14 protein-coding genes are annotated in these 13,748 nt (G+C 64.4%); 5 read left to right on the top strand and 9 right to left on the bottom strand.

The genetic code is table 11. The features are described 5' to 3' along the window. Positions 1-10: 10 nt before the first annotated feature. Both F3H98_RS17270 and gyrB read right to left on the bottom strand, forming a co-directional pair. Positions 11-205 carry a type II toxin-antitoxin system HicA family toxin gene (locus F3H98_RS17270; RefSeq protein WP_149761390.1) on the bottom strand — a complete coding sequence of 65 codons (195 nt, stop codon included), beginning with the start codon at positions 203-205 and terminating at the stop codon, positions 11-13. Further along, positions 205-2,679: a DNA topoisomerase (ATP-hydrolyzing) subunit B gene (gyrB, locus tag F3H98_RS17265; RefSeq protein WP_149761389.1), complete on the bottom strand. Its 2,475-nt coding sequence runs from the start codon at positions 2,677-2,679 to the stop codon at positions 205-207. Before gyrB ends, F3H98_RS17270 begins: the two co-directional genes overlap by 1 nt. 396 nt (positions 2,680-3,075) lie before the next feature. On the opposite strand from gyrB, the gene F3H98_RS17260 reads away from it, so the two are divergent. Both F3H98_RS17260 and F3H98_RS17255 read left to right on the top strand, forming a co-directional pair. After that, the gene (locus tag F3H98_RS17260; protein WP_149761388.1) at positions 3,076-3,999 is read left to right on the top strand and encodes an alpha/beta hydrolase; all 924 of its coding nucleotides are present in this window, start codon (positions 3,076-3,078) and stop codon (positions 3,997-3,999) included. Positions 4,000-4,202: 203 nt separating this feature from the next. Then, on the top strand, positions 4,203-5,312 hold the full coding sequence (locus F3H98_RS17255) for a DUF2793 domain-containing protein (protein ID WP_149761387.1): 1,110 nt from the start codon (positions 4,203-4,205) through the stop codon (positions 5,310-5,312). A 156-nt stretch (positions 5,313-5,468) separates the two neighbouring features. Here the strand turns inward: F3H98_RS17255 and F3H98_RS17250 are convergent, their stop codons facing one another. Further along, positions 5,469-6,035, bottom strand: a complete 567-nt coding sequence (locus F3H98_RS17250; RefSeq protein ID WP_149761386.1) for an NADPH-dependent FMN reductase — start codon at positions 6,033-6,035, stop codon at positions 5,469-5,471. A gap of 172 nt (positions 6,036-6,207) precedes the next feature. Between F3H98_RS17250 and F3H98_RS17245 the strand changes: the two genes are divergently transcribed. Continuing rightward, complete coding sequence (locus tag F3H98_RS17245) at positions 6,208-7,581, top strand: cytochrome P450 (RefSeq protein ID WP_149761385.1); 1,374 nt, start codon at positions 6,208-6,210, stop codon at positions 7,579-7,581. 32 nt (positions 7,582-7,613) lie between these two features. Continuing rightward, a complete protein-coding gene (locus F3H98_RS17240; protein WP_149761384.1) occupies positions 7,614-7,892 on the top strand; it encodes an acylphosphatase in 279 nt (92 codons plus the stop codon). Between the two features lie 82 nt (positions 7,893-7,974). Here F3H98_RS17240 and F3H98_RS17235 read toward each other — a convergent pair whose 3' ends face one another. From F3H98_RS17235 to rsmI, 4 genes are all read right to left on the bottom strand, one after another. Further along, a complete protein-coding gene (locus F3H98_RS17235; protein WP_149761383.1) occupies positions 7,975-8,334 on the bottom strand; it encodes a VOC family protein in 360 nt (119 codons plus the stop codon). A 150-nt stretch (positions 8,335-8,484) separates the two neighbouring features. Further along, positions 8,485-9,309 (bottom strand): cyclase family protein, encoded by an 825-nt coding sequence (locus F3H98_RS17230; protein ID WP_149761382.1) that lies wholly within the window; start codon positions 9,307-9,309, stop codon positions 8,485-8,487. 87 nt (positions 9,310-9,396) lie between these two features. Further along, complete coding sequence (locus F3H98_RS17225; protein ID WP_149761381.1) at positions 9,397-9,771, bottom strand: YraN family protein; 375 nt, start codon at positions 9,769-9,771, stop codon at positions 9,397-9,399. Then, entirely contained in the window at positions 9,764-10,630 is an 867-nt protein-coding gene (rsmI, locus tag F3H98_RS17220) for a 16S rRNA (cytidine(1402)-2'-O)-methyltransferase (protein ID WP_149761454.1), read from the bottom strand. The genes F3H98_RS17225 and rsmI overlap by 8 nt, the downstream gene beginning before the upstream one ends. A 335-nt stretch (positions 10,631-10,965) precedes the next feature. On the opposite strand from rsmI, the gene F3H98_RS17215 reads away from it, so the two are divergent. Beyond that, positions 10,966-11,964: a Bug family tripartite tricarboxylate transporter substrate binding protein gene (locus tag F3H98_RS17215; RefSeq protein WP_149761453.1), complete on the top strand. Its 999-nt coding sequence runs from the start codon at positions 10,966-10,968 to the stop codon at positions 11,962-11,964. A 195-nt stretch (positions 11,965-12,159) separates the two neighbouring features. Here F3H98_RS17215 and ftsZ read toward each other — a convergent pair whose 3' ends face one another. Both ftsZ and F3H98_RS17205 read right to left on the bottom strand, forming a co-directional pair. Next, complete coding sequence (gene ftsZ, locus F3H98_RS17210; RefSeq protein ID WP_149761380.1) at positions 12,160-13,197, bottom strand: cell division protein FtsZ; 1,038 nt, start codon at positions 13,195-13,197, stop codon at positions 12,160-12,162. 231 nt (positions 13,198-13,428) lie between these two features. After that, the gene (locus tag F3H98_RS17205; protein ID WP_149761379.1) at positions 13,429-13,614 is read right to left on the bottom strand and encodes a hypothetical protein; all 186 of its coding nucleotides are present in this window, start codon (positions 13,612-13,614) and stop codon (positions 13,429-13,431) included. Between the last annotated feature and the right edge of the window lie 134 nt (positions 13,615-13,748).

Below are 13,748 nucleotides of genomic sequence, written 5' to 3'. Positions count from 1 at the left end.
GTCGCGATCCCTAATCCTTCGGCCAACCGGCTTGATCGTAGATCGACCGCACCGTTCCAGCCGGAATATCCTTGCGCGGATGCGCCACGATAACGATCCTGCGGGTCTGGGGATGACGGAACTTGTGATGTGATCCCCTCGTCGAGACGAGGTGGAATCCGTCATCCTTCAGCCGCTTGATGATATCGCGACTATCCCTGAGCATCAAACGTCCAGGTTGGCCACGGAGAGCGCGTTTTCCTGGATGAATTCGCGGCGCGGCTCTACCTCGTCGCCCATCAGCCGCGAGAACAGCATGTCGGCATCGGTGGCGTCGTTGATCTTCACCTGCAGCAGCGAGCGGACATTCGGGTCGAGCGTCGTTTCCCACAGCTGCTCGGCGTTCATCTCGCCAAGGCCTTTGTAGCGCTGCATGGTGAGGCCCTTGCGGCCCGTCGCGAACACCGCGTCGAGCAGCGCAAGCGGCCCGGCGAGCGTTTCGGAAAGCTCCTTGCGGCGCAGCACAGGCGGAGCAGCGTAGACTTCGCCAAGACGCGCCGCATAGCGGTCCAGCGCCCGCGCGTCGGCGGAGCCGAGCAGCGCCATGTCGAGGGTCGCCGATTCCTTGACGCCGCGCACCGAGCGCTCGAAGACGTAACCGCCGGGGCCTTCGTTGGAGGTCGAGGTGCGGCCCTGCCAGCCGCGTTCGGTGTCTTCGGCGATCAGGTCGAGGCGGCGGGCGACGGTCTCGGCCATGGCGTTGGCGCGGCCGAGATCATTGAAGAGGTCGGGATTGAGCGCGCCGGCGATCGCCGCCTGCTCGACGACGCTGTGGCTGTAGCGGGTGTGCAGGCCGTTGATCAGCGAGCGGACCGCAAGCGCGTCGTCGACGGCGGCGCGCAGATCCTGGCCGGTGCGGACCTCGCCCGACGAGAGATTGAGCGAGGCTTCCTCCAGGCCGGAACCGATCAGGAAGTCCTCGAAGGCGCTCTCGTCCTTGATGTACTGGGCGCTCTTGCCCTTGGTGACCTTATAGAGCGGCGGCTGCGCGATATAGAGATAACCGCCCTCGATGATCGCCGGCATCTGCCGGAAGAAGAAGGTCAGGAGCAGCGTGCGGATGTGGGCGCCGTCGACGTCGGCGTCGGTCATGATGATGATCTTGTGGTAGCGCAGCTTCTCGATGTTGAACTCGTCCTTGCCGATCGAGGTGCCGAGCGCGGTGATCAGCGTGCCGATCATGTCGGAGCCGAGCATGCGGTCGAAGCGGGCGCGCTCGACGTTGAGGATTTTTCCACGCAGCGGCAGGATCGCCTGGTTCTGGCGCGAACGGCCGCCCTTGGCGGAGCCGCCGGCCGAGTCGCCCTCGACGATGAAGATTTCGGACTTGGCCGGGTCGCGCTCCTGGCAGTCGGCGAGCTTGCCGGGCAGCGAGGTGATGTCGAGCACGCCCTTGCGCCGGGTCAGCTCGCGCGCCTTGCGGGCAGCCTCGCGCGCTGCCGCCGCCTCGACCACCTTGGCGATCAGGGTTTTCGCCTCCGCCGGATGTTCCTCGAACCAGGTGCCGAGCGCCTCGTTGACGAGGCTTTCGACCACCGGCCGCACCTCGGACGAGACCAGCTTGTCCTTGGTCTGCGAGGAGAATTTGGGGTCCGGAACCTTCACCGAAAGCACCGCGGTCAGGCCTTCGCGAGAATCGTCGCCGGTGATGGTGACCTTTTCCTTCTTGGCGATGCCCGAGGTTTCGGCATAACCGGTGACCTGGCGCGTCAGCGCGCCGCGGAAGCCGGCGAGATGGGTGCCGCCGTCGCGCTGCGGGATGTTGTTGGTGAAGGCCAGCACGTTCTCGTGGTAGCTATCGTTCCACCACATCGCCACCTCGACGGTGATGCCGTCGCGCTCCGCCTTGATGGCGATCGGCTTGTCGATGAGCGGCTTCTTGGCGCGGTCGAGATATTTCACGAACTCCACCAGGCCGCCCTCGTAGAGCAGTTCCTGGGTCTTGATGTCGGCATGGCGCTTGTCGGTCAAGACGATGCGCACGCCGGAGTTCAGGAACGCCAGTTCGCGCAGCCGGTGCTCCAGCGTGTTGTAGTCGAACTCCACCATGGTGAAGGTGTCGGTCGACGGCATGAAGGAGATTTCGCTGCCGCTGCGCCCGTCATAAGTGCCGGGAAGTCTATGGGGCTCGTAGCTGCCGGTCACCTTCAGCGGCGCGTCGGAGTTGCCGTGCGTGAAGCTCATCTCGTGGATCTTGCCGTCGCGGCGGATCTTCAGCTTCAGCCATACCGAGAGCGCATTGACCACGGAGACGCCGACGCCGTGCAGGCCGCCGGAAACCTTGTAGGAATTCTGGTCGAACTTTCCGCCGGCATGCAGCTGCGTCATGATGACTTCGGCAGCCGAAATGCCTTCGCCGGTGTGGATGTCGGTCGGGATGCCGCGGCCGTTGTCGATGACGGTGCAGGAGCCGTCCGGATTGAGCGTCACCGTCACCAGGTCGGCATGGCCGGCCAGTGCCTCGTCGATGGCGTTGTCGACGACCTCGTAGACCATGTGATGCAGGCCGGAACCGTCGTCGGTGTCGCCGATATACATGCCGGGGCGCTTGCGGACGGCATCGAGACCCTTCAGGACCTTGATGGAATCCGCGCCATATTCCGGGGTTTCGCCGGGTGTGATGTCTGGCGTGTCGCTCATGAAATGCTTTCGTGGTTATGCCGCAGAAAGGGCGCGTCGATCTGTCCCCGAATCACGCGCCCGCTGTTGACCGAGATATAGGCGTTCGACCGTCTTTTTCCAAATTATAGGGGCGGTTTTGCGGCCATTTTCGCCAGAAAACCGGGAAATTCGCGAACCTCTGAGCACTTTTGCGCGACATGCTTTGATCGCGAAAAATGTCCGATTGAAACATTTTCGGATGACATGGCTGTCCCGATCGACTAGAGACCGGTTTCCCGATGCGGCTGGCGGCGGTGGGCACCAGCACGTGTCGAAGCTCCCGGGCGCAATGCCGGGAGGCGGGGGTCGCCAGCACGATGCGGACTCCCTTGGGCGAAAGGTCCCGTTAACCTTCCACCGTCAGCTTGGGCTCTCATGGCAACAAAGCATATTCTTGGCGCGCTTGCGCTTGGCTGGGTGTTGGGATTGACCGAAACCGGAAGTGCTGCCGAGAATCCCGGCTGCGCTTCGCCGGACAAGGCGGCTGGCCGCGCCGTCCCGGTGACTGTCATGGACGGCAGGGCTCGGGCCGACTGCCTGGAGGAAGCGGCGGTGGCCCCGGCGCCGATGCGCGGCAAGCGCGGGGCCGGCACAGTCGCCACGGGGGCAGCTGTAAAGCCGCAACAGGAACAGAGCATCCGAACGATGGTGAGCGACGAAGAAATCCATCCGGAGCTGGGCTTCGTGCACAAGCTCTACCGGCCCGAACGCCCGAACGGCGAAACGCTGGTGCTGCTGCACGGCTCTGGCGGCGACGAGACGACGCTATTGCCGATGGCCGAGCGCATGGCGCCAAACGCTACGCTGCTTGCGGTGCGCGGCCGCATCGTCCAGGACGGCATAACCCGCTGGTATCGGCGGGTGACGCCGGTGCGCTTCGACCAGAAGGACATCCGCGCCGAGGCGGACGCCTTCGCGGCCTTCCTCGAGGCGGCAGCGAGTGCCTATGGCTTCGACCTTCGCCGCACCACCTTCATCGGCTATTCCAACGGCGCCAACCTGATTGCCGCCCTGTCGCTGCTGCATCCCCGGCTGGTGCAGCGCGCGGCATTGCTGCGCTCGATGCCGGTGCTGGACAGGCCGCCGGCCGCCGACCTTGCCGCCGCCAATTTCCTGGTCATCGCCGGCAAGGATGACGGCCTCTATGCCCGCTATGCGCCGGCGCTGGAAAAGGTGCTGGCCAGGAACGGCGCCCATGTCATCGCCCACACGATTCCGGCAGGCCACGGCCTCGACGACGAGGACGCACGGCTGGTCGGCGAATGGCTGGCTGGTTCGGCCACGGTTTCGATGCAATAGGGGGTGGTATTCAGGTGAGGCCGGCGACGCACATCAAGATTGCGCCCTACGTTGCCCCCCTCTGTCCTGCCGGACATCTCCCCCTCAAGGGCGGAGATCGGCTGGTTTAAGCGGCATAGACGTCTGCGAAATGACGGACAAAACAATCCACCCCCATCTGGGCGGCCTTACACTTGTGGGCTTCATTCACAAGGAACGCCGCAATGGATCAATCGCCAAACCTGCAACTCCCCTACATCCTGCCTTCGCAGGCCCAGAAGCATGTCACCCACAACGAGGCCCTGGACGTTCTCGATGCGCTGGTGCAACTCGCCGTCGAAAGCGCCACCGTCACCACCCCGCCGGGTGCGCCCGGCCAGGGGTTGCGGCACATCGTGCCGCCATCGGCCTCCGGCGCGTGGTCCGGCCATTCCGGCAAGATCGCGGTCTTCACCGTCGCCGACTGGAACTATGTGACGCCGACGCAGGGCATGCAGGCGTGGGTGAAGGATGCTGCCGCGCCGTTTGTCTATTCCGGCTCAGCCTGGGTGCGTCTGAGCAGCATGCCGGCTGGCGACGTGTCGGCCGACACGGTCGGCATCAACGCCACGGCGAACAGCTACAACCGCTTGACCGTCTCTGCCCCGAGCACGCTTTTGACCCACCAGGGCGGCGACCACCGTCTTGTCATCAACAAATCGTCAGCCGGCCATACCGGCTCCCTGCTCATGCAGAACGACTGGCAGGGGCGCGCCGAACTCGGGCTCGCCGGCAGCGACGATTTTTCCTTCAAGGTCAGCGCCGACGGGAGCGCCTGGCACACCGCGATGACGATCGCGCGGGGATCCGGGACGGTGTCGTTTCCCGTGGGAATACGCACGCCGGGGCACATCCTGCAGGCGGCGGCGAGCCGGTTGACCAGCGGCTTCACGACCACGCTCGCAACGCCCCAGCCGACCGGCCTCGACCTTGCGATCACACCCGTCTCGGCGACGTCGAAGGTCGTGGTGCGGACCAGTCTCACGGTCGGCGGCGATTTCTGGTCGGCAGTTCCCCTTGTCGCCATCTTCCGCGACGGCGCCAAGGTCTGGCCGTCGCAGCCTGGCGTTCACATGCAGCACCAGATGCTTGCCGACACCGCCGCCAATTCGCGGCTCATTTCCTACCAGGCGGCCGTCGAGTTCGAGGACCTGCCGGCGACGACCAGCGCGGTGACCTATGAGGTGCGGCTCGCATCCAGCGCCGCCGGTACGCCGGTCCATCTCAACATCCGCGACTCCGACCTGTCGCTGCGTGGAGAATCCAACCTGAGCGTCACGGAAATCGCGACCTGATCGCTCCGCGCTTCCCCGTCATGACCTGGGCTATCGCGTATGAGTGGTCGACCCCCACTCCGGTTTGCTCTGCAAACCACCTCTCCCCCGATCGACGGGGGAGAGGAAATTTCTGTGCCGCTATCGCAACCCGCTGCGTGGTTTGCGCGATGTGCTTCAGGCGGCGCGCATCGGCTTCAGCGCAGCGGCCCAGCGGGAGAGTTCGTCCAGCATGGTCGTTGCGCCCTTCTCGATAATCTCGGTCGGCTGGAAGACCCCCTCGTTGAGATGCTGGGCGTAGCTGAAGACCGGCACGCCCTCCGGTATCGGCATGATCTTCAGCGAGGTCATGAGCTGCTTTGCCGACTGAACGGCCCGCAGGCCACCCGACACGCCGCCATAGCTCAGGAAGCCGGCGGGCTTGTAGTGCCATTCGGAGAGCACGTAGTCGAGCGCGTTCACCAGCGAAGGCGCCACGAAATAATTGTATTCCGGGGTGACGAAGACGAAAGCGTCGGCTGACTTGACCGATGCCGCCCAGGCCTTGGTGTGTTCATGCTCGTATTGCGCGAGGCGCGGATGCCGAGGCTCGTCATAGACCGGCAGGTTGAAATCGGCGAGGTCGACAAGCGCCGGTTCGAACTTGCCGTGCTCTTGCGCGAAAGCCTCGAACCATTTCCCGAAGACCGGGCCGACACGGCCGGGCCGCGTGCTGGCGATGACGATGTTGAGCCTGAGCGTCAAGGTGTTCTCCTGTGGTATCCGTTCGCAACCCGCCGCAATTAGGGTGCCGAAGGCTGAGAGGCAAGCAGGCGCCCGCCGGCAATCCGGTGTGATGAAAATCGGCCGCGCGGACGGCGGCAGCATGGACGCCGCATATCCATGCTCCTACATAGGTTGGCAAAGCGGAGTCCCGATGGACAGCAAACCAGCCCCTTTCGTGCCGCCGGCGCCGAAACCGCGCACCAGCCCGCCATCGACGCTGGAGATGATCCGCATCGTCTACCGCAACCCGCTCGAGCTTTGGGGCGAGCCTTCCTACAACGAGCCGTGGATTTCAGTGACCGGCATCGGCGGTCCGCTGGTGATCGCCAACGATCCCGGCCTCATCCGCCACGTGCTGCTCGACAACGCCAAAAACTACAAGATGGCGACGGTGCGCCAGATGATCCTGCGGCCGATCCTGCGCGACGGGCTGCTGACCGCCGAAGGCGACGTCTGGAAGCGCTCGCGCAAGGCGATGGCGCCGGTGTTCACGCCGCGCCACATTTTCGGCTTCGCCGGACCGATGCTGAGATGCAGCGAGGAATTCGCGGCGAAGTACGAGAATGCCAGCGAACCCATCGACATCGCGCACGACATGACCACGCTCACCTACGATATCCTGGCCGAAACCCTGTTTTCGGGCGAGATCGCCGGCGGGCAGGGCACCTTCGAGGGAGAGATCGACCATCTGTTCGAGACGATGGGCCGCGTCGACCCGCTCGACCTTTTGCGCGCGCCGGAATGGCTGCCGCGGCTCACCCGGCTGCGCGGCAGGAAGACGATGGCCTACTTCCGCAAGATAGTCACCGACACGGTGGCGATGCGCGAAGAGAAGATGAAGCGCAACCCGAAAGGCACGCCCGAGGATTTCCTGACGCTTTTGTTGCGCGCCGAAGGTCCGGACGGGCTGACCCGCGCCGAGATCGAGGACAATATCATCACCTTCATCGGCGCCGGCCACGAGACCACCGCCCGCGCGCTGGGCTGGACGCTTTATTGCCTGGCCGAGGCGCCGTGGGAGCGCGACCGGGTGGAAGCGGAAATCGACGATGTGCTGGCGCGAGAGCCCGACCCCGCGAAATGGCTGGAGGCGATGCCGTTCACCCGCGCCGCCTTCGAGGAGGCGCTCAGGCTCTATCCGCCGGCGCCATCGATCAACCGCGAGCCGATCGAGCCGGAAACCTACAAGGGCCTGAAAATCCCGAGATATGCCGCAGTGCTGATGATGCCCTGGACCATCCATCGGCACCGCAAGCTGTGGGACAGGCCGGACGCCTTCATGCCGGAGCGCTTCCACCCGCAAAACCGCGACAAAATCGACCGCTACCAGTACCTGCCGTTCGGCGCCGGTCCACGCGTCTGCATCGGCGCGAGCTTCGCCATGCAGGAAGCCGTGATCGCGCTCGGCGTGCTCTTGTCGCGCTACCGTTTCGACACGACGCCGGAAACAAAACCCTGGCCGGTGCAGAAACTGACGACCCAGCCGCAAGGCGGCCTGCCGATGCGGGTGACGCGGCGGCGTTGATCTCTATCTGTTTGTTTGGCCGGAGGCGACGAATGGACGACGAAGAACGGGCTCTGACAGTGCGCATCACCGGGCGGGTGCAGGGCGTCGGCTTCCGCGCCTGGACGCTGATCGAAGCCGGCAAACTCGATATCCGCGGCTGGGTGCGCAACGAGCACGACGGCTCGGTGACAGCGCTTATCGCCGGCTCCGGGCCCGCCGTGGCGGCCATGCTGGAGCAGCTGCGGCAAGGGCCTGCGGGAGCGGTGGTCGCCGACATCGCGACGGCGCCGGCCGATGCGGCGCCGCGGGGTTTCAGGATCACAAGCTGATCCCGGGGACGCGCTGCAACTCGCTCGTCGGTTCCTCGCCAGCCGTTTACGCGCGGAGCCACAGCCGCACGGGGCGAGCTGGTCATGCCGGCGGAAATGGCCGCGAGGGCGGCGTCGCCAGCGTGAGCAGGTTGCCATCAGGATCACGCACCTGCGCCAGCGTTGAGTAGTCGCCCTCAATGTCGTCCCCGAGCACGATCCCCATACCCTGCAGCCTGCGGCGCTCGGCCGCGACATCGTCGACATAAAGGAACATCACGCCCCTGCCGGCAATCTCGCCGTCGCTTGAAAGCGCCAACCCGGCCTGGTCGAAGAGCTCCCACTGCACCAGCGTATCCATCGGCCGGTTGTCCGGTCCACGACCGAGCAGCTTCGTATACCAGCCTTCGGCCGCCGCAAGGTCTGTGGTGAGCAATGCGGTGTAGATCTTCTGCACGTTCATTTTTTCCTCCGGACCAGACCCGGTATGAACGCCTGCTTAACCAGTAAGGTTCCGTGACATCCGGAGCATGATCGAGCGGCAGTCTTGTCGATCTTTTCTTCCGCCTGCCAAAGTCCCACCAGCTCACCGCCTGCCCACCGCTTGAAGCACTCAAATGAAAGCGAACACCCGCGCCGGACCGCCGGTGGCGTTCTTTATCTTCGGCGCGCCGACGACGATCGTCGCTCCGTTGGCCGGCAGCTTGTCCAGGTTGGCGACGGCCTCGATGCCGTAGCGCCCGGCCGGCAGCCAGGTATTGTGAACGATGAAATCCGGCGAGGCGCCGAAATCCAGGGACAGCGTGTCGACCGCGATGGCCTTGGTCGAACCTTCGAGCAACAGCTTGACCGCATCGACGTGGAAGCCCGGAAAGTGCAGGCTCTTGCCGTCGTCGCCGACATTGCGGAACTTGTCCGTCGCCACGTGGGCTCCCCAGCCCGACAGCATGGCCACGACCGCGCCTTCCGGTAGATCGCCATTGGCGTCGGTCCATGCCTTGATGTCTTCCGGGGTAAGCTGCGAGTCCGGGTTTTCTGCTGATTTGGCGCGGATATCGATCACCACCAGCGGCGCCACCAGATCCTCGACCGGCAGTTCGGCCACAGACTTGCCATCTGCGGTGAAATGCAGCGGCGCGTCGATATGGGTTCCGGTGTGTTCGCTGATGCGCCATTCGTTGAGGTTGAAGGTATCCTTGGCGTGGCTGAACTTCTGCTCGATGAAGAGCTGCTGGCCGCCGAAATAGGTCGGGAACGTTTCCCAGATCTCATGGGTCAGGTCTTCGGCCTTCCGGGGCGCGGCGGCCTGGGCGAACAGCGGCGTCGGGGCCGTCGAAACGGCGATGGCCGCCATGCTTGCGGCGGCGGTGCCCCTGAAGAAGTCGCGGCGCGACAGCATGCCGGACTTCACATTCTCGATGATGCAGTGATGGCACATTGCGATTACCTCCCGGGGAATGATTTTACGGCAATCTGGGAGAATGACGCCGCGTCATGCCTGGCGCAAGGCCGGCGTTGGGTCTCTTCAGGTGCGGCCGTAGAAGATATTTTCGACGTGGATGGGCCAGCGCCGGGGCAGCACCGCGACCATGTCGAAGCGGATCGACAGGCGGCCATGGTCGGGCTGGCGCGACAGCCACAGATCGGTCGTGGCCTCGATGCGGCGCTCTGACTGGCGGGCGATGGCGTCCATAGCCTCGATGAGCGTTGCCCGCACCTTGACCTCGACGATCAGCACGAGGTCGCCGCGCCGCGCGATCAGGTCGATCTCGCCGAGCTTCGTGCGGTATCGGCGGGCGACGATGCGGTAGCCCTTCAGCATCAGGGCAAGGGCGGCAAGCCATTCGCCGCGATGACCCCGGCGATAGGCCTTGAAGCGCTTTGCGCGGAGGTCAATCACCCTTCAGTTCCATGAGGCGGCGGTAGAGCAAGGGTTTGTGGCCGCCGGTCATGCGGGCAGCCTCCGCCGCGGCCTTCGACGCGGGCATCTCGCTTGCCAGCGACAGGAGCAGGCGGTCGACATCTTCCGGCTGGGCCGCCGGCTGTTCCTCCGGCGGACCGACGCAGACGACGATCTCGCCTTTCGGCGTGTCGGCTTCCGCATAATGCGCGGCAAGCGCCGCAAGCGTTCCTAAACGCATCTCCTCGAAGGTCTTGGTGAGTTCGCGGCCGATCGCTGCGGGGCGCGCAGCGCCCAGAACGTCGGCCATGGCGGACAGCGTGTCGGCAACGCGACGCGGCGATTCGAAGAAGATCAGCGTCGCGGGAACCGATTTCAGGGTTTCGAGCCGGGTTCGCTTCTGGCCGTCCTTCACCGGCAGGAAGCCGGCGAACAGGAACGCATCCGAAGGCAGCCCCGATGCGGTCAGCGCCGCCAGCACGGCGGACGGGCCGGGGATCGGCACCACCCGGATGCCGGCATCGAGCGCCTGGCCGACCAGTCGGAAGCCGGGGTCCGAGACCAGCGGCGTGCCGGCGTCCGACACCAGCGCGACGCTCCTGCCGGACGACAGCGCCTCGATCAGCCGCGGCCCGGCCTCGGCGGCGTTGTGCTCGTGATAGGCGGTGCTGCGCTGGCGGATGCCGTAGCGGTCGAGCAGGACACGGGTGACGCGGGTATCCTCGCAGGCGACGATATCGGCGCCGGCCAGCGTTTCGAGCGCGCGCAGCGTGATGTCGGCGAGGTTGCCGATCGGCGTCGCCACCAGATAGAGCGCCGGAGGGAGCGGCCGCGCCGAAATCTCGGTCTGGCCGATCATGTAGGTCCTGCGCTGTTCGGCCTCTGCGGTCACGCTTGCTCGTCCTTGCTGCAGCCTTCATTTGGCACGGCGCGGCGGCAGTTGCAAAATGATGCGGCGGCAAAATGAGCAGCGCCGACGTCTCATCCCCGAAATCGTGGCATCTGCAAATCTCAACATAAGGTTAGCCAACAAATATTCAGCCTCGAAGCCGTGCTTGTGCCGGCGCTTCCTGCAATTAATGCGGAGGCTCGCTGACCGCAACTTGCAGACGAGATGAGGGTGTGATTTCTACTTTCCCTGTAGAAATCATCAGTGATCGAGGTAATCGAATTCATCACAAGGGAGGAAAGTTGATGAGGAATTGGACGAACTACCAGACGCGCCGTGCATTCATGACGCTGGCTGCCGTTGCTGCGGTGGTTGCCGTCGGCACGCCACGGACGCTGGCGCAGACATATCCCGAACGCCAGATCACCGTCATCGTGCCGTTCGCGGCCGGCGGCACGACGGATATCTTCGCACGCCTGGTGGGACAGTCCCTCAGCCAGCAATTCGGCCAGCCTGTCGTGATCGAGAACCGCGGCGGGGCCGGCGGCAACATTGGAACGGAGGCAGTCGCCAAGGCGGCGCCGGACGGCTACACGCTGCTGGTCGGCACCGTTGGCACACACGCCATCAATCAAAGCCTGTACAAGAACATGGCCTTCGACCCGCAGAAGGACTTCCAGCCCCTGTCGCGTATCGCCAACGTTCCAAATGTTCTCGAGGTCAATCCCGAGCGACCCTACAAGACGGTCAAGGAATTGATCGACCATGCCAAGGCGCATCCGAACGAGGTTACTTTCGCGTCATCGGGCACAGGCACCTCCATCCATATGGCGGGCGAGCTCTTCAAGAAGATGGCCGGCGTCGATATGGAACACGTCGTGTACAAGGGCTCGGCCCCTGCGCTGGTCGACCTGCTCGGCAATCAGGTCGCGATCATGTTCGACAACGTTCCGAGTTCCATTCAGCATCTGAAATCCGGTAAGCTGCGTGCCCTGGCCGTCACATCCAAGAAGCGTTCAATGGCACTGCCGGACGTGCCCACCATCGATGAATCTGGCTTGCCCGGCTTTGAAGCCACGTCCTGGTTTGGAGTGTTCGCTCCGGCGGATACCGCGCCTGACGTGGTCGCGAAGCTGAACGAAGCGATTGTCAAGGCGCTCAACGAGCCGACGATCAACCAGAAGATCGTCGACATCGGTGGCGAGCCCAATCCCGAAACGCCCGAGGAATTTGCTGCATTCATCAAAGCGGAAGCCGTGAAGTGGGCTGACGTGGTGAAGGCGTCGGGCGCGTCCCTCGACTAGAGTAGTTCCGGTTCTTTCGTCGCGCCGAATACCGTTCGGCGTGACACACAGCAGAGTGCGTCGATATTCAGCCGGCCTGCGAATGGCGGCATTCTGCGCATACTGCGGCTCACAGCCGCCCGCCCCGGCCTCGCCCCGTCACCCTTCGACAAGCTCATGATGGGGCGAGGGAAGACTGAGACGCTGCCGCCAACCTCAATGGACGACGCGGGGCTGCCCCTGCATGGCGTCGCCGCGCGCGGTCACGGCTGGGCCGCCGACCTCGGCTTGCGGCGCCTCCAGCCCCGTGGCGACGACGGACACCTTGAACTGGCCTTCCAGCGCCTTGTCGAAAATCGCGCCGACGATGATGTCGGCGTCGTCGCCGACCTCTTCGCGGATGCGCGTGGCCGCTTCATCGACTTCGAACAAGGTCATGTCCATGCCGCCGGATATCGACACCAGCACGCCTTTCGCGCCCCGCATCGACCGCTCGTCGAGCAGCGGATTGGCAATCGAGGCTTCCGCCGCCTGCATGGCGCGGCCTTCGCCCTCGCCGACGCCCGTTCCCATCATGGCGCGGCCCATGTCGCGCATGACGGTGCGGATATCGGCGAAGTCGAGATTGATAAGTCCCTCTTTCACGATGAGATCTGTGATGCAGCTGACCCCGGAGAAAAGCACCCGGTCGGCGATGCCGAAGGCGTTCTCGAAGGTGGTGGTGGCCGTCGCCACCCGGAAAAGGTTCTGGTTCGGGATGACGATGACGGTATCGGCCGCCTGGCGCAGCCGTTCGATGCCCATGTCGGCCATCTGCATGCGGCGCTTGCCCTCGAAGGTGAAGGGTTTGGTGACCACTGCGACCGTCAGGATGCCGGCGTCGCGCGCCGCCTTGGCGATGACGGGCGCTGCGCCCGTTCCTGTTCCGCCCCCCATTCCCGCCGTGACGAAGCACATATGCGTGCCGGCGAGATGGTCCATGATCTCGTCGAGGGTTTCGAGGGCGGCAGCCTCGCCGATCTCAGGAAGCGAGCCGGCTCCCAGGCCCTGCGTCGCCACCGCTCCGAGCTGGATCAGGCGTGGCGCCTTGGACATCGTCAACGCCTGGGCGTCGGTGTTGGCGACAATGAATTCGGTGCCTTCAAGGCGCTCGGCGATCATGTTGTTGACGGCATTGCCGCCCCCGCCGCCAACGCCGATGACGGTCAGCCTCGGCTTCATTTCTGTAATCCCATGCTTGCTGGACGGTTTCATGAGCCCGGTTCCTACGCAGCGCCCCTGCCCGAATCGGATCGTTACCAAGGGAATCAGATACGCGCCTGCTGCGCAAGCAGCCGGTGATTCACATCGCTCGAACCTCACATAATTGCCGGTGATGCGGGCGTCAGCCGCTGCGGATAGAGGGAACTTCGTTGCTCTGGTGTGTTTCAGCCGCGTTTGCGCCACGCCAGGTGATCTCACCTGGCTGCAAGACGCTCAGCCGAATCAGGACGCATGGTCGCGCTTGGCCGGGAAAACCATAGGCCGGAAGGGTTCCAGCGCGCCGAATTGCCTGAGCCGGATGATTTCGGTCGCGGCCACCAGGATCATCTCGCCGAGGTCCGATTTGGTGAAGTCGTCGGGCTTCTTGGCCATGTTCAGCAGTTCGTCGAGGATGTCGGGCTCAGCCATCGCGTTTTCCCCATTGCCGTGGGGATTCTATGCGCCCGGACGATATTTCCGGCAGTAGTCATTTCGCCGATTAAGTAAGCCGTTGGGATGTCTACGCTGCTTGTGCCTGAGCCTATCGAAGGAGACGCGAACAG

The sequence above is a fragment of the Neomesorhizobium albiziae genome (genome assembly GCF_900114255.1).
In the GTDB taxonomy this organism is placed as follows: Bacteria; Pseudomonadota; Alphaproteobacteria; order Rhizobiales; family Rhizobiaceae; genus Neomesorhizobium; species Neomesorhizobium albiziae.
Note: the sequence above shows the minus strand (reverse complement) of the source record. Positions and strands in the feature narration are given on the sequence as shown.